The organism is Variovorax sp. P4_B11, from assembly GCF_056402355.1.
Map to the genome: position 1 here is coordinate 1 of NZ_JBFUHO010000005.1, position 13,443 is coordinate 13,443.

Below are 13,443 nucleotides of genomic sequence, written 5' to 3' on the forward strand. Positions count from 1 at the left end.
GGCCCCCGCGACCGCGGACGGCGCCGCTGCCAAGCCCGCCGCAGCGCCCGCCAGTGCCCCGGCACCCGCGGCGGCGCCGGCACCGGCGCCTTCTGCAGGCAGCGACTGAGGGTCCGGGATGCTCGCGCTGCGCAAATGGCTGCTCTCCGGCTTGCTGGTCATCGTGCCGCTGGTCATCACGCTCGGCGTGCTGAACTGGATCATCGGCACGCTCGACCAGACGCTGTGGCTGCTGCCGGAGTCGTGGCAGCAGTACCTGAACGAGCACAAGGTGCGCGGCCTCGGCGTGCTGCTGACGCTGACCATCCTGCTGTCGGTCGGCGCCATCGCGAGCAACTTCGTCGGCAAGCGGCTGCTGGGCTGGGGCGATGCCGTGGTGCGCCGCATTCCCGTGGTGCGCTCCATCTATTCCAGCGTCAAGCAGGTCTCCGACACGCTGTTCTCCGAGAACGGCAATGCCTTCCGAACCGCGGTGCTGATCGAGTGGCCGCGACCCGGGGCCTGGACCATCGCCTTCGTGACCGGCACGCCGGGCCATGAGGTGGTCGGCCACCTGGGCGGCGGCGACTACCTGGGCGTCTACGTGCCGACCACGCCCAACCCGACGGGCGGCTATTTCGTGATGCTCAAGCGCAGCGACTGCATCGAACTCAAGATGAGCGTGGATGACGCGCTCAAGTACATCGTGTCGATGGGGGTGGTCGTTCCCGGCGGCCCCGCGGCGATCGCGATCAAGTAAAGACAAAGACGCGCCTTCGCGGCGCCGGAATCCATCTATGGCCATGCGTTCAAACTATTGCGGTCTCGTGACCGAAGCCCTCCTCGGACAAACCGTCACCCTGTGCGGTTGGGTCAACCGCCGGCGCGACCACGGCGGCGTGATCTTCATCGACCTGCGCGACCGCGAGGGCTACGTCCAGGTGGTGTGCGACCCGGATCGCGCCTCCACCTTCGCCGCCGCCGAAGGCCTGCGCAACGAGTTCTGCGTGCAGGTCACGGGCCTGGTGCGCGCGCGCCCCGAAGGCACGATCAACGAGGCCCTCAAGAGCGGCAAGATCGAGGTCCTGTGCCATGAGATGAAGGTGCTGAACCCGTCGGTCACGCCGCCGTTCCTGCTCGACGACGACAACCTCTCGGAAACCACCCGCCTCACGCACCGCGTGCTCGACCTGCGCCGTCCGGCCATGCAGCGCAACATGATGCTGCGCTACAAGGTCACGATGGAAGCGCGCAAGTTCCTCGACGCCAACGGCTTCATCGACATCGAGACGCCGATGCTCGGCAAGTCGACGCCCGAGGGCGCGCGCGACTACCTGGTGCCGAGCCGCGTGCACGACGGCAGCTTCTTCGCGCTGCCGCAGTCGCCGCAGCTCTTCAAGCAGCTGCTGATGGTGGCCGGCTACGACCGCTACTACCAGATCGTCAAGTGCTTCCGCGACGAAGACCTGCGCGCCGACCGCCAGCCCGAGTTCACGCAGATCGACATCGAGACCTCGTTCATGGCCGAGGAAGAGATTCGCGAAATGTTCGAGGGCATGATCCGCAAGGTGTTCCGCGCCGCGGCCGAGGTCGAGCTGCCGCCGTTCCCGGTCATGAGCTACGGCGACGCGATGTTCAAGTACGGCTCCGACAAGCCCGACCTGCGCGTCAAGCTCGAGTTCACCGAACTGACCGACGTGATGCGCAATGTCGAGTTCAAGGTGTTCGCCCAGGCCGCGAGCACGCCCGGCGGCCGCGTGGTCGCGCTGCGTGTGCCGGGCGGCGGCGGCGAGGGCGGTCTCTCGCGCGGCGAGATCGACGGCTATACCGAGTTCGTCAAGATCTACGGTGCCAAGGGCCTGGCCTATATCAAGGTCAACGATGCGGCGCTGGGCCGCGAAGGCCTGCAGAGTCCGATCGTCAAGAACCTCAACGACGCTTCGCTGGCCGAGATCATCGCCCGCACGGGTGCCCGCAACGGCGACATCCTGTTCTTCGGCGCCGACAAGGAAAAGGTCGTCAACGACGCCATTGGCGCACTGCGCGTGAAGATCGGCCACAGCGCCTTCGGCAAGAAGAACGGCCTGTTCGACGACCGCTGGGCGCCGCTGTGGGTGGTGGACTTCCCGATGTTCGAGTTCGACGAGGAAGGCCAGCGCTGGTCCGCCGTGCACCACCCGTTCACCGCGCCCAAGGACGGCCATGAGGACCTGATGGACACGGCGCCCGAGAAGTGCATCGCCAAGGCCTACGACATGGTGCTCAACGGCATCGAGATGGGCGGCGGCTCGGTCCGTATCCATCGCGAGGAAGTGCAGAGCAAGGTGTTCCGCGCCCTCAAGATCAGCGCCGAGGACGCGCAGAACAAGTTCGGCTTCCTGCTGGACGCCTTGCAATACGGTGCACCCCCGCACGGCGGTATTGCGATCGGCCTCGACCGGCTGGTGATGCTGTTGACCGGGGCCGAGTCGATCCGCGACGTGATCGCCTTCCCGAAGACCCAGCGCGCCCAGGACCTGCTGACGCAGGCGCCGAGCCCGGTCGACGAGAAGCAGCTGCGCGAACTGCACATCAAGCTGCGCAACACGCCACAGGCCGCCTGAGGGCGGGCGGAGGGGTCGCAAGCATGAGCGAGCGGCCCTGGAAGATCCCCGAGTCGGTGCTGGTCGTGATCTACACGCCGGCGCTCGATGTGCTGCTGATCCGCCGGGTCGGCGCGGACGATCTCTGGCAATCGGTGACCGGCAGCAAGGACTTCGAGGACGAGCCGCTGGCGCGCACGGCGGCGCGCGAGGTCGAGGAAGAGACCGGTATTCTCTGCGGCCCGGGCAGTGCGCTGGCGTCCCGGCTGGTCGACTGGCAGCGCTGCAACGACTTCGAGATCCTGCCCCGCTGGCGGGCGCGCTACGCGCCTGGCGTCACCCGCAATACCGAGCACGTGTTCGGCCTCCGGGTGCCGGAGCGGCTCGCGCCACGGCTCGATCCTTGCGAGCACACCGCCTGGCAGTGGCTGCCGTACCGGGATGCTGCCGCGCTGACTTTTTCGTCCACCAACGCCGCAGCCATCCTGCTCCTGCCACAATTTGCGCAATGAATTTTCCGGCGACCAGCTTTCGCGTAGCCACCTACAACATCCACAAGGGTGTGCAGGGCATCGGCCCTGCCAGGCGGCTGGAGATCCACAACCTCGGCCACGCGATCGAGCAGCTCGATGCCGACATCATCTGCCTGCAGGAAGTCCGCAAGATGAACCGGCAGGCCGCCGCGCGCTTCAACCGCTGGCCCGAAATGCCGCAAGCGGATTTCCTGGCGCCCGAGGGCTATACGGCGGTCTACGAGACCAACGCCATCACCCGGCACGGCGAGCACGGCAACGCGCTGCTGACGCGCTGGCCGGTGCTGCGCAAGACCCACCAGGACATCTCGGACCACCGTTTCGAGCAACGCGGGCTGCTGCACGTGGCGATCGATCTCGACGGGCAGACGGTGCACACCATCGTGGTGCACCTGGGCCTGATCAAGGGCAGCCGGATTCGCCAGGTCGCGCAGTTGCGCGAGTTCATCGAGCGCGAGATTCCGCCCGACGACGTGCTGGTGGTGGCCGGCGACTTCAACGACTGGGGCGCCCGGATGCGCTACGCGATGAACGCGATGGCCATGCGCGATTCGAGCGACCTGCGCGGGCCGCGCACGCTGACCTACCCCTCGCGGTTGCCGGTCGCCCAACTGGATTTCATTTATGGCCGCCAGGTCGTGCCGGTCGCCTCCGCGGTGCCGCGCGGGCCCGTCTGGGCCCGGATGTCCGACCACCTGCCGCTGGTGACCGATTTTTCGCTATCAAAACAATAGCTGCCCCGGTACGCGGGTAGGGCGCTGTAGGGTCATCGCCAGAAATCCATTCGCTGATAGGATGCGTGGATGCTAAGGACCATCGACGCCGTACCGCGCCCCGCCGCCGGGGATGAAGACGAGGGCACGCCCGTGTCCGTGAAGATACGCGAGCGTCTCGTCGCCGCCCGCAAGCGCTTCAACGCCAACGACAACATCGCCGAGTTCATCCAGCCCGGCGAACTCGAGCATCTGCTCGACGAGGTCGAGGGCAAGATGAAGCACGTGCTCGAGAGCCTGGTGATCGACCTCGACAACGACCACAACACCGGCAACACGGCCCGCCGCGTGGCGAAGATGTACCTCAACGAGGTGTTCAAGGGCCGCTATGTGCCGGCGCCCTCGCTGACCGAGTTCCCCAATGCGGAGCATCTCAACGAGCTGATGATCGTCGGCCCGATCACGGTGCGCAGCGCCTGCTCGCACCATTTCTGCCCGATCATCGGCAAGCTCTGGATCGGGGTCATGCCGAACGAGCAGACCAACGTGATCGGCCTCTCGAAGTACGCGCGCCTGGCCGAATGGGTGATGGGCCGGCCGCAGATCCAGGAAGAGGCGGTGGTGCAGCTGGCCGACCTGATCCAGGAGAAGACCCAGCCCGACGGACTGGCGCTGGTGGTCGAGGCCGAGCACTTCTGCATGCAGTGGCGGGGCGTCAAGGAGATGGACAGCAAGATGATCAACTCGGTCATGCGCGGCGTCTTCCTCAAGGACCCCAATCTGCGACGCGAATTCCTATCCCTTCTTCCGCGCCAGCGCTAAGCAGGACACACCATGCTCGTACGCCTTCTCTACGCCAGCCGCGCCGTGGACACCAGCCAGGGCGCCATCGACGACATCCTCGCGCAAGCGCGCTCGCACAACACCTCCTGCGGCATCACCGGCATCCTCTGCTATGGCGCGGGCGTGTTCCTGCAGGCCATCGAGGGCGGCCGGATGCCGATCAGCGAGCTCTACGGCCACATCCAGCGGGATCCGCGCCACAAGGACGTGGTGCTGCTCCACTACGAGGAAATCTCCGAGCGCCGATTCGGCGGCTGGACCATGGGGCAGGTCAACCTGTCGAAGCTCAATGCTTCGACCCTGCTCAAGTACTCGGAGCGGCCCGAGCTCGATCCTTACTCGGTCTCGGGCAAGGTGTCGCTTGCGCTGCTGGAAGAACTGATGGCCACCGCGGCCATCGTCGGACGCCACTGAAGCGCCCTCCGTTGCTGTTGCTCGGCTGCGACTTCTCGAGCGCGCCGAGCGCCCGCAAGCCGATCATGGTCGCGCTCGGATCGAAACGCGACGGGCGCGTGGGGCTGTCGGGGTTCCAGGCCTTCGCCACCCTCGACCATTGGGCGCACTGGCTGCGTACGACACCGGCCTGGGTGGGCGCCTTCGATCTGCCGTTCGGCCTGCCGCGCGAGCTGGTCGTCGAACTCGGTTGGCCCCGCGAATGGGAGCCCTTGATCGCGCACTATGCCGGTCTCGGGCGCGAGGAGATCCGGCGCACCTTCGCCGCCTTTTGTGCGGCGCGGCCCAGCGGCGGGAAGTTCGCGCATCGACGGACCGATGGCCCCGCCGGCTCCAGCCCGTCGATGAAATGGGTCAATCCGCCGGTCGCGTTCATGCTGCATGCCGGCGTGCCACGTCTGCTGGCGGCCGGAGCCGTCGTGCCGGGCCTGCACCCGCCGCACCGGACCGCAGGCGCCTCGCGCATCGCCCTGGAGGCCTACCCCGGCCTGCTGGCCCGCGAACTGATCGGCAGGCGCAGCTACAAGAGCGACGCGGCGGCTGGCCAGAATGCCGAACGCCGGGCGGCGCGGGCGGATCTCGTGGCCGCGCTGGAAACAGGCGCGGGGCGGCTCGGGCTGCGGCTCGCGCTCGACGACACGGTCCGCGGGCTGCTGCTGGATGACGCCAAGGGCGATTGCCTCGATGCGGCGCTGTGCCTGGTCCAGGCGGCCTGGGCCGCGGCGCGCAGCGACAGTCGCGGTCACGGCTACGGGCTTCCCGCGGCGATCGATCCGATCGAGGGTTGGATCGTGACGGCCTGAGCTCCCGATGTCCTGCGGCGGCCGGCGTCTTGCGCTGCGCTGCAGTGCCCGAGCCCGTCCTTGCGTTCGACGGCGTGCTCTTCCTCGTCGGTCAGGATCTCCTCCGGCACGGCGGCCTTCATGGGAGCTTCTTGCGTGGGTCGGCTTTCTTCTGCATCAGCGTGGTGACCACGTCGGCGACGTCGGACGTCTTCATGACGGCGGTGAGCACGGCGGTGAGGGAGAGCAATCGCCACGGCTTGACCAGCACCAGCAAGGCGCCGGCCGCCGCCGCGGCGCCGACCAGCTTGGCCGGTTCCTCGCGCGCATAGCGCGCCAGCAGGGGCCGGGCGACCTGGCCGACCGCGTTCGCTGGATGCCGGCGCCACCATCGGCGCACCATGCCGCGGGCCACGGAACGCCATGCGAATGGCTCGAAGGCGCCGCCTGGTCGGACCGTGGCCGGCGGCACGGCGTACAGCGCGCCGTCCGGCAGCTCGCGACGATCGCCCTGCAATTGGGCAATCAACGCCCTGCGCGACAGCGCCAGCCGCTGCTGCGGAGTGGGCTCCCGGCGCTCAGCGGCCATGACCTTCTCCGGCGGCTCGCAGCGCCTGCAAGTCGGCGTCGAGCTGTGTACGCAGGTCGGCGAATGCTCGCAAGGGCGGGGACCGCGCCGCAACCAGCGCCGCAAGCAGCGCGATGGCGATCGCGGCGGCGGGCACCGCGGCGAGCACCCAATGAAAGCTGCCGTGCAGCACGCCGAGCATCACGGCGACGCCGATCAGCCCCAGGGCCGTCAGGGCGCTGGCCGCCGCCAGAACACCGGCGATCGCCCGAGCCACGAATCCTTCGCCTGCTTCCCGGGCCTCCTGCCCGACCAGCGCGCCGTAGTTGGCGAGATGCTCGGCAACAAGCTCCGGATGACCGAGCACCGTGGAGTAGATGGGATGGATCATGGTGCTGCGGCGGCCGGTTCCCGGATCAGTCGTCGTTGCGGCGGCGGCTGGCCAGGACGATCAGCGCGGTGATGGCGGCGCCGGCTGCGGCGGCCACCAGCACCGAGCGCACGGGCTGGTCGGCAATGTACTTCCCGGTCACGTCGGCGGCGGCTTCGAGGCGCCGCTGGGCCCGCGCGCTGGTGGTCGAGGCGGCATCAATGCCGCGCTGAACGGCCTGCTGTACGCGCGCTGCCAATTGCTCGACCGCCGGTTCGGCATCGCGGCGCAGGTCGCGCACCTTTTCCCCGGCCGCGTTGACCGCGTTCTGCGCGTAGGCGCGCGTCGTGTCGATGGCATCGTTGGCGGTCTGGCGGGCATCCTCGGCGAGTTGCGAGGGAGTCTTGACGGTTGTGTTCATGGGATAGGTCCTTCTGGAAAAAGATTGCGTTGCCTGTCCATCGTAACGACGCTAGCCGCGTCGTATCAAGCCCGCGATGAAGCTGGCGACCGCCAGAACAATGAAGATCACGAACAGAATCTTCGCAATGCCCACGGCACTGGCCGCGATACCGCCGAATCCGAACAGGGCGGCGATCAATGCAATGACCAGGAAGACGACTGCGTAGTGCAACATGCTGACTCCTTTTCGAGGGAACCTCGATGATTTGAAAACCAGCGCACCCGGTACCCGGACGGCTTGGCATCCACGTTAAGTGCAGCGTTGCGAAGGCCCTGTCAGCAGCAGCTGCCTGAGGGCGTAGGAGAGAACCCGAAAGGGGCGGCCGCCCGTGCGGCAGGACGCTGCGTCAGGCCGGCTTGGCAGGCAGGATCGCGCTCAAGTGCGTTCCCTTGCCCGGCGTCGACGAAATGCTCAGCTTGCCCTTGGCGGCTTCCACGCGATGCCGCATGCCGGCAAGACCGTGGGTCGACGGACGGGTGTGCAGGGTGTCGAAGCCCTTGCCGTTGTCGCTCACCTCGACGACCACATGGTTGCCGTAGTTCTTCATGACGATGCTGGCTTCGGTGGCCTGCGCATACTTGCCGATATTGGTCAGGCTTTCCTGCACCATCCGATAGACCGTGAGCTGGTTGTCCTCGTCGAGCTCGACCGGCTCGAGCACCATCTCGATCTCCATGCCCGATTGCTCGGCGAATTCGCGGCCGAGGATCTCGAGCGAAGCGACCAGGCCCAGGTTGGACAGCGACGAAGGCCGGAGATCCTCGATGATGCGGCGCTTGAGCGCGATGCCGCTGTTGAGCAGCTCGTTCAGGTGCTGCAGCCGCTGCGTGGCGTCCGGTGCATCGTTGAGTCTGGACTTCAGGCGCGCGACATCGAGCTTGGCGGCCGTCAGCAGGGAGCCCAGCTCGTCGTGCAGCTCGCGCGCCAGGTAGCCGCGCTCGGCCTCCCGTACCTGCTGCAGGTGGGTGGCCAGTTCGGCCAGCGTCGCGGTGCGTTCGCGCACCTCGCCTTCGAGCGCATTGCGCTCGCGCTGCAGCGCCTGCTGCTGGCGCTCGCCCGCCGAGCGCAGCGCGTGGGTCTCGCGCAGGTAAAGATAGAAGGCCAGCAGCCCGGCGAGCGTGACGAGGGCAATGCCGATACGGCTCAGGCGCAGCGACTTCGCGATCTGGAGCTGGCTGCGCGCCAGCTCTTCGTTGCTGATCGCGATCAGCGATCGGACCTGCTCGCGGATGGCCTCCATCTCCTCTCGGCCGACATCGGTCGTGATGACGAACTTCCAGGCGTCCTCGTTGCCGTCCCGGCGCAGGCGAACGCTCATTTCCATCTCGGCGAGCTTGCGCGCCACGTGCTTGGACAATTCGCCGAGCCGGGCGAGTTCGGCGGGCCGCCCGGCATAGAGCGCCTGCAGTGTCGCCAGATGGCCGTCGATCTGCTTCACTGCCTGATCGTACGGTTCGCGGTAGCGCGCCTCCCCTGTCAGCAGGAAGCCCCGCTGGCCCGTTTCGGCATCGAGGACGTTCTGCAGCATCAGGTTGAGCGCGCCGCGGGCCTTCTGCGCATCTCCGACGTCCTGCAGGGCGCGGTGCGATTGCTGGAAGCCGGCCTCGTTGATGCCGATCAAGGCGAGCGCCGCCAGGGCGGCGAGCGTGAGGCCGAGGGCCATGTTGGGAAGGGCGAACCAGCGCATGAGGTTTCCGAACAATGCCTGCAGATCAATTTCGGGAATAATCGGAGCCGATCAGGGACCGGCATGTTGCGACGCACAAGGCCGCGATAGAAGGATGAAGGTAACAGATGATCAAGATCGGAATTGTGGACGACCACGCCATCGTGCGTTCCGGCTTGCGCCAGTTCTTTTCGGAGCATGTCGACCTTCGCGTGGTGGGTGAGGCGGCCAGCGGCCGCGAGGCGATCGAGCTTGTCCGGACCACGGAACTCGATGTACTGGTGATGGACCTCTCCATGCCCGGCCAGAGTGGCATCGACGCCCTGGCCATGATCCGCGCCAAGGCGCCGGACGTGGGCATCCTGATCCTGAGCGGCTATCCCGAAGAGCACTACGCGATGAACCTGATCCGCCAGGGCGCCAGCGGCTACCTCAACAAGGAGTGCGAGCCGATCGAGATCGTGAACGCGATCCGCACCATCTCGCTGGGCCGGCGCTACATCACGCCGGCAGTGGCCGAATTGCTGGCGCGCCAGCTCGATCGCAAGGACGACGCGGCGCCGCACGAACACCTGTCGGAGCGCGAGTTCCAGGTCTTCCTCAAGCTGGCCAAGGGCGAGACCGCAGGGGACATCGCCAAGACGCTGTCGTTGTCGGTGAAGACGGTGAGCACCTACCGTACGCGCCTGATGGAGAAGATGAATCTCTCGTCCAACAGCGACCTGACCTACTACGCGCTGAAGAACAAGCTGATCGACTGAGCCCGCGTCGCGGGGGTCAGTTCCGGGTGGCCTTGAGCAAGGCCGCCTGCGCAATGCAGAAATCGATCAGGCCGTCGATCTCGTTGGATTTGTCGAACACCGCGTCGACGCCGAACTGGGCGCAGCGCTTGCGGATGTCGGGCGTGGCGTAGTTGCTGAGCACCACCACCTTCTGGCTCGGACGCCGGTCCTTGCAGGTTTGCAGAACGCCCAGGCCGCTGCCCTGTTTGAGGAACAGGTCGACAATGGCCAGTTCCCAATCGTCGGCATGGTCGACCAGCCATTGACTCGCTTCAGCCTCGGTCTCCGCGTAACCGATCGCCGAGATGCACGTGAGTTCCTCCAAGGTGCCGACGAGATTCTCTCGGATCGTGATGTTGTCTTCGACGATGTAGGTTTTCAATCTTGCGTCCATGAGAACCGCTGCCCCCTGGCAAGCCTCGCCGGCCCTTGCCAGCCCCAAAGGAGAAAGCTGGCAGTGTTACGGATTATCCGCCGGGAGGGTGAAGGCATGAAGGGCTTCAAGCTGTAGTCTTGTTCTTACGGCGGCCCGGGAGGCGGCCGTAGGTTGCGCCCCACAACCAGTCCGGCCGGCCACCGACCCCGGCCACGGCCCCGGCCGCGCATGCTCGAGTCCATGGTCGCATGGCCGTCTTCACGAAACGAATCCTTGAGGTGCCGCAATGAACGTTGTCTGGAGTTTCATCGCCATGGGCCTCATCGCTCTCGCGGCAGGCGCTGCGGTCGCGGGCGGCGAGCCCGCCATGGCCGAGTTGCGCTTGGCCGAGGCGGCCACGAGCGCTGCTGTCTCGGGAATCGCTGTCGTCTGCCTCCTCGCGCCCGAAGCTGTCTCCTCCGAGCGGATGGCCGCGCCGATCGATTGACGCTCCATGCCCGACGCGCCTGCTGCTGTTGCGCACCGCCGCCTCTGGTTGGGGCTCCTTGGGTTCGTGCTCGGGCTGTTCGCGGCATGCCTGCTGGGGTTCGCCTTCTTTCCCTGGGACATGCTGCGCGAGCCGCTGAATCGCCATGTCAGCGAAAAGACCGGTCGCCGGTTCGAGGTCACGCGCCACCTGGATGTCGATCTGGGCTGGCGGCTGGCGACGGTCAAGTTCGACGGCATCGCGTTCGCGAACCCCTCCTGGGCCCGCGACCCCTACCTGCTGCGCGCCGAGCGGGCCGAGTTCGATATCAGCTTCTGGCAATTGCTGGCGCAGCGCGTCGTGCTGCCGCGTCTGCGCTTGAGCCAGCCTTCGGTCGGGCTGCAGATGGAGGCAGATGGCCGCAAGACCTGGGCCTTCGGCAAGGGTGAGGGCGAAGCGGGCACGGTACCGACCATCGGGCTGATCGAGGTCGACGGTGGCAGTGTGGATTTCCTGGCTCCGGCGCTGGAGTTGGACCTGCATGCCGATTTCAGCTTCGACGGCAGCCGTGGCGACATGCCGCTCAGCTACCAGGTCAAGGGCCGCTACCGCGCCCAGCCGTTGACCGCGGTCGGCCGCACGGGCAACGTGCTGCAGCTGACTTCCGCAGGTCGGCCGCCGTTTCCGATCGAGATCGATCTGAAGGCCGGTCAGACCCGCCTGAAGGCCGATGGCACGGTGGTCGAACTGGCCGACCTCGACGGACTCGACGCCCGCTTCGAGATGCGGGGCCCGGACCTGGGCCGGCTCTACCCGGCGCTGGGCATCGCCCTGCCGCAGACGCCGCCCTATGCGCTGAGCGGCAACCTGAGAAAGAACGCCGCGCTGTGGGAAGTGCGGGGGCTGAAGGGCCGGCTGGGCCTGTCCGACATCGCCGGCGACATGCAGTTCGACAAGGCGCAGAAGATCCCTCACCTGGCGGGCACCCTGCGCTCGCGGGTCATGGACATGGACGATCTCGGCCCGCTGATCGGCCTGCCGCCGACCGCGCGCTCGGCCAGCGCGGTCGAGGGCGTGGCGCCGCCGCCGACGATCACCCAGGTCAACAGGCGAAAGCAGAACGACCCCGCACGCAAGGTGCTGCCGGACGCCCCGCTGGACTTCGAGCGCCTGCGCGCGATGAACGCCGATGTCAGCTACACCGCGGAGCGGATCCAGAACGTGCGCGAGCTGCCACTCGACAATGGCAGCGTGCAGGTGAAGCTGAAGGACGGCGTGCTGGTCCTGGACCCGCTCCACCTCGGGGTGGCCAGCGGCAAGATCGGCGGCGCGATTCGGATCGACGCGACCCAGGATCCGGCCGACATCCGGGCCGCGCTCGACATCCGGGCCATGCAGCTCAGCAGGCTGATTCCGAAGATCGAGACGCTGAAGACCAGTTTCGGCCGGCTCGACGGAAGGATCAACCTGTCCGGCCGGGGCAATTCGATGGCGAGCTGGCTGGGCGCTGCCTCCGGCGATGTCGCGGCCATCACCGGAAAGGGCCAGTTCAGCAATCTGCTGCTCGAGTACCTGGGCCTCGACGGCGGCGAGATCATCAAGTTCCTGCTCGAGGGCGACCGCAACGTGGAACTGCGCTGCGCGGCGGTGGCCTTCGATGTCGACAAGGGGGTGATGAACGGCCGCAGCCTGGTCTTCGACACCAGCGACACCGTGTTCAATGCCACCGGCAACATCAACCTGGCCACCGAGCGGATGGACATCGTGGTCAGGCCGCAGCCCAAGGACATGAGCATCCTGGCGCTGCGCAGCCCGTTGCGGGTGCGCGGCAGCTTCGCGTCACCGAAGGCGGGCGTGGAGGCCGCGCCGCTGGCGACGCGCGGCGCGGCGGCGCTGGCGCTGGCCGCGATCAACCCCCTGCTGGCGCTGGCCGCCACCGTCGAAACAGGCCCGGGAAAGGACGCCGACTGCGCCGAGGTGCTGGCCGAGGCACAGCAGCCGTCCTCGCGCGGCGCCGCCGCCGGTGCCGCGAAGGCGAGGCAGCATTCAGCGCCGGGCGGTTAGGGCGGCGGGCGGTGCCCGCACACCGTGCAGCCCGGGTCGCGCGCCACCCCCAGCGAGTCGAAGGCCGTGCGGCGGCCGTCGAACATCAGCAGGCGCCCGGCCAGCGAGGGGCCGATGCCGGCGAGCAGTTTCAGCGCCTCGCTGGCCTGCAGCGTGCCGATGGCACCGACCACCGGCGCAAAGACGCCCAGCACGGCGCAGCGCGTCTCCTCGAAGGCAGCATCCGGCGGGAACAGGCAGGCGTAGCAGGGCGAGGCAGCATCGCGCGTGTCGTAGACGCTGAGCTGGCCGTCGAAGCGGATCGCGGCCCCGGCCACCAGCGGCTTGGCATGGGCGACGCAGGCGCGGTTCACGGCATGCCGGGTGGCGAAGTTGTCGCTGCAGTCGAGCACCACGTCGGCGCCCGCCACGAGCTCGGCCAGCAATGCGTCGTCGGCGCGCAGGCAGTGGGTCTCGATCCGGATGTCGGGGTTGATCGCCCGCATCGCCTCGGCCGCGGATTCGACCTTGGGCATGCCCACGCGGGCCGTGGTGTGCGCGATCTGGCGCTGGAGATTGGTGAGGTCGAGCGCGTCGTCGTCGACCAGCGAGATGCGCCCGACGCCGGCCGCGGCGAGATAGAGAAGGGCGGGCGAACCGAGCCCGCCGGCGCCGATCACCAGGGCATGTCCGGCGCTCACGCGCGCCTGGCCCTCAATGCCGAATTCCTCCAGCAGGATGTGGCGCGAGTAGCGCAGCAGGTCGTGGTCTTCCATGCGCCGCGCGATCGCCGGGGCGACGGCTCCCGCTGGAGCCGCCCGGGA

General features: G+C 67.5%; 17 protein-coding genes. 10 read left to right on the forward strand and 7 right to left on the reverse strand.

What is annotated here, in order from left to right; all coding sequences use genetic code 11:
* Window positions 1-118: 118 nt before the first annotated feature.
* From AC1DYD_RS07015 to AC1DYD_RS07045, 7 genes are all read left to right on the forward strand, one after another.
* On the forward strand, window positions 119-739 hold the full coding sequence (locus AC1DYD_RS07015; RefSeq protein WP_478172031.1) for a DUF502 domain-containing protein: 621 nt from the start codon (window positions 119-121) through the stop codon (window positions 737-739).
* 37 nt (window positions 740-776) lie between these two features.
* Window positions 777-2,582 (forward strand): aspartate--tRNA ligase, encoded by a 1,806-nt coding sequence (gene aspS, locus AC1DYD_RS07020; protein WP_478172032.1) that lies wholly within the window; start codon window positions 777-779, stop codon window positions 2,580-2,582.
* A gap of 23 nt (window positions 2,583-2,605) precedes the next feature.
* Entirely contained in the window at window positions 2,606-3,073 is a 468-nt protein-coding gene (gene nudB / locus AC1DYD_RS07025; protein WP_478172033.1) for a dihydroneopterin triphosphate diphosphatase, read from the forward strand.
* Window positions 3,070-3,828, forward strand: a complete 759-nt coding sequence (locus tag AC1DYD_RS07030) for an endonuclease/exonuclease/phosphatase family protein (protein ID WP_478172034.1) — start codon at window positions 3,070-3,072, stop codon at window positions 3,826-3,828. The genes nudB and AC1DYD_RS07030 overlap by 4 nt, the downstream gene beginning before the upstream one ends.
* Window positions 3,829-3,897: 69 nt before the next feature.
* Window positions 3,898-4,629: a GTP cyclohydrolase I gene (gene folE, locus AC1DYD_RS07035; protein WP_478172035.1), complete on the forward strand. Its 732-nt coding sequence runs from the start codon at window positions 3,898-3,900 to the stop codon at window positions 4,627-4,629.
* A 12-nt stretch (window positions 4,630-4,641) separates the two neighbouring features.
* Entirely contained in the window at window positions 4,642-5,064 is a 423-nt protein-coding gene (locus AC1DYD_RS07040; protein ID WP_478172036.1) for a BLUF domain-containing protein, read from the forward strand.
* A gap of 11 nt (window positions 5,065-5,075) precedes the next feature.
* Window positions 5,076-5,906, forward strand: coding sequence for a DUF429 domain-containing protein (locus tag AC1DYD_RS07045; protein WP_478172037.1), 831 nt, complete (start codon window positions 5,076-5,078; stop codon window positions 5,904-5,906).
* A gap of 118 nt (window positions 5,907-6,024) precedes the next feature.
* Here AC1DYD_RS07045 and AC1DYD_RS07050 read toward each other — a convergent pair whose 3' ends face one another.
* The 5 genes from AC1DYD_RS07050 to AC1DYD_RS07070 all read right to left on the reverse strand — a co-directional run bounded on the left by AC1DYD_RS07050 (window position 6,025) and on the right by AC1DYD_RS07070 (window position 8,973).
* Window positions 6,025-6,474, reverse strand: a complete 450-nt coding sequence (locus AC1DYD_RS07050; RefSeq protein ID WP_478172038.1) for a hypothetical protein — start codon at window positions 6,472-6,474, stop codon at window positions 6,025-6,027.
* Window positions 6,464-6,844: a hypothetical protein gene (locus AC1DYD_RS07055; RefSeq protein WP_478172039.1), complete on the reverse strand. Its 381-nt coding sequence runs from the start codon at window positions 6,842-6,844 to the stop codon at window positions 6,464-6,466. Before AC1DYD_RS07055 ends, AC1DYD_RS07050 begins: the two co-directional genes overlap by 11 nt.
* A gap of 25 nt (window positions 6,845-6,869) precedes the next feature.
* Window positions 6,870-7,244, reverse strand: a complete 375-nt coding sequence (locus tag AC1DYD_RS07060; protein ID WP_478172040.1) for a hypothetical protein — start codon at window positions 7,242-7,244, stop codon at window positions 6,870-6,872.
* A gap of 51 nt (window positions 7,245-7,295) precedes the next feature.
* Entirely contained in the window at window positions 7,296-7,460 is a 165-nt protein-coding gene (locus AC1DYD_RS07065) for a DUF1328 domain-containing protein (protein WP_478172041.1), read from the reverse strand.
* 172 nt (window positions 7,461-7,632) lie between these two features.
* Window positions 7,633-8,973, reverse strand: a complete 1,341-nt coding sequence (locus tag AC1DYD_RS07070) for a CHASE3 domain-containing protein (protein WP_478172042.1) — start codon at window positions 8,971-8,973, stop codon at window positions 7,633-7,635.
* 107 nt (window positions 8,974-9,080) lie between these two features.
* Here AC1DYD_RS07070 and AC1DYD_RS07075 point away from each other — a divergent pair, with 107 nt between their 5' ends.
* Window positions 9,081-9,713 (forward strand): response regulator, encoded by a 633-nt coding sequence (locus AC1DYD_RS07075; RefSeq protein WP_478172043.1) that lies wholly within the window; start codon window positions 9,081-9,083, stop codon window positions 9,711-9,713.
* A 16-nt stretch (window positions 9,714-9,729) separates the two neighbouring features.
* On the opposite strand, the gene AC1DYD_RS07080 is transcribed toward AC1DYD_RS07075, so the two are convergent.
* The gene (locus AC1DYD_RS07080) at window positions 9,730-10,128 is read right to left on the reverse strand and encodes a response regulator (RefSeq protein ID WP_478172044.1); all 399 of its coding nucleotides are present in this window, start codon (window positions 10,126-10,128) and stop codon (window positions 9,730-9,732) included.
* 268 nt (window positions 10,129-10,396) lie between these two features.
* On the opposite strand from AC1DYD_RS07080, the gene AC1DYD_RS07085 reads away from it, so the two are divergent.
* Together AC1DYD_RS07085 and AC1DYD_RS07090 are read left to right on the forward strand one after the other, a co-directional pair.
* The gene (locus tag AC1DYD_RS07085) at window positions 10,397-10,597 is read left to right on the forward strand and encodes a hypothetical protein (RefSeq protein WP_478172045.1); all 201 of its coding nucleotides are present in this window, start codon (window positions 10,397-10,399) and stop codon (window positions 10,595-10,597) included.
* Window positions 10,598-10,603: 6 nt separating this feature from the next.
* Window positions 10,604-12,640 (forward strand): AsmA family protein, encoded by a 2,037-nt coding sequence (locus AC1DYD_RS07090; protein WP_478172046.1) that lies wholly within the window; start codon window positions 10,604-10,606, stop codon window positions 12,638-12,640.
* Here the strand turns inward: AC1DYD_RS07090 and AC1DYD_RS07095 are convergent.
* Complete coding sequence (locus tag AC1DYD_RS07095) at window positions 12,637-13,395, reverse strand: HesA/MoeB/ThiF family protein (RefSeq protein ID WP_478172047.1); 759 nt, start codon at window positions 13,393-13,395, stop codon at window positions 12,637-12,639. The genes AC1DYD_RS07090 and AC1DYD_RS07095 overlap by 4 nt on opposite strands.
* Window positions 13,396-13,443: the final 48 nt, after the last annotated feature.

Bases quoted from the DNA above. Each gene is read 5' to 3' on its own strand.
- AC1DYD_RS07015 (WP_478172031.1), top strand. From the start codon at position 119: ATGCTCGCGCTGCGCAAATGGCTGCTCTCCGGCTTGCTGGTCATCGTG.
- aspS (WP_478172032.1), top strand. From the start codon at position 777: ATGGCCATGCGTTCAAACTATTGCGGTCTCGTGACCGAAGCCCTCCTC.
- nudB (WP_478172033.1), top strand. From the start codon at position 2,606: ATGAGCGAGCGGCCCTGGAAGATCCCCGAGTCGGTGCTGGTCGTGATC.
- AC1DYD_RS07030 (WP_478172034.1), top strand. From the start codon at position 3,070: ATGAATTTTCCGGCGACCAGCTTTCGCGTAGCCACCTACAACATCCAC.
- folE (WP_478172035.1), top strand. From the start codon at position 3,898: ATGCTAAGGACCATCGACGCCGTACCGCGCCCCGCCGCCGGGGATGAA.
- AC1DYD_RS07040 (WP_478172036.1), top strand. From the start codon at position 4,642: ATGCTCGTACGCCTTCTCTACGCCAGCCGCGCCGTGGACACCAGCCAG.
- AC1DYD_RS07050 (WP_478172038.1), bottom strand. From the start codon at position 6,474: ATGGCCGCTGAGCGCCGGGAGCCCACTCCGCAGCAGCGGCTGGCGCTG.
- AC1DYD_RS07055 (WP_478172039.1), bottom strand. From the start codon at position 6,844: ATGATCCATCCCATCTACTCCACGGTGCTCGGTCATCCGGAGCTTGTT.
- AC1DYD_RS07060 (WP_478172040.1), bottom strand. From the start codon at position 7,244: ATGAACACAACCGTCAAGACTCCCTCGCAACTCGCCGAGGATGCCCGC.
- AC1DYD_RS07065 (WP_478172041.1), bottom strand. From the start codon at position 7,460: ATGTTGCACTACGCAGTCGTCTTCCTGGTCATTGCATTGATCGCCGCC.
- AC1DYD_RS07070 (WP_478172042.1), bottom strand. From the start codon at position 8,973: ATGCGCTGGTTCGCCCTTCCCAACATGGCCCTCGGCCTCACGCTCGCC.
- AC1DYD_RS07075 (WP_478172043.1), top strand. From the start codon at position 9,081: ATGATCAAGATCGGAATTGTGGACGACCACGCCATCGTGCGTTCCGGC.
- AC1DYD_RS07080 (WP_478172044.1), bottom strand. From the start codon at position 10,128: ATGGACGCAAGATTGAAAACCTACATCGTCGAAGACAACATCACGATC.
- AC1DYD_RS07085 (WP_478172045.1), top strand. From the start codon at position 10,397: ATGAACGTTGTCTGGAGTTTCATCGCCATGGGCCTCATCGCTCTCGCG.
- AC1DYD_RS07090 (WP_478172046.1), top strand. From the start codon at position 10,604: ATGCCCGACGCGCCTGCTGCTGTTGCGCACCGCCGCCTCTGGTTGGGG.
- AC1DYD_RS07095 (WP_478172047.1), bottom strand. From the start codon at position 13,395: ATGGAAGACCACGACCTGCTGCGCTACTCGCGCCACATCCTGCTGGAG.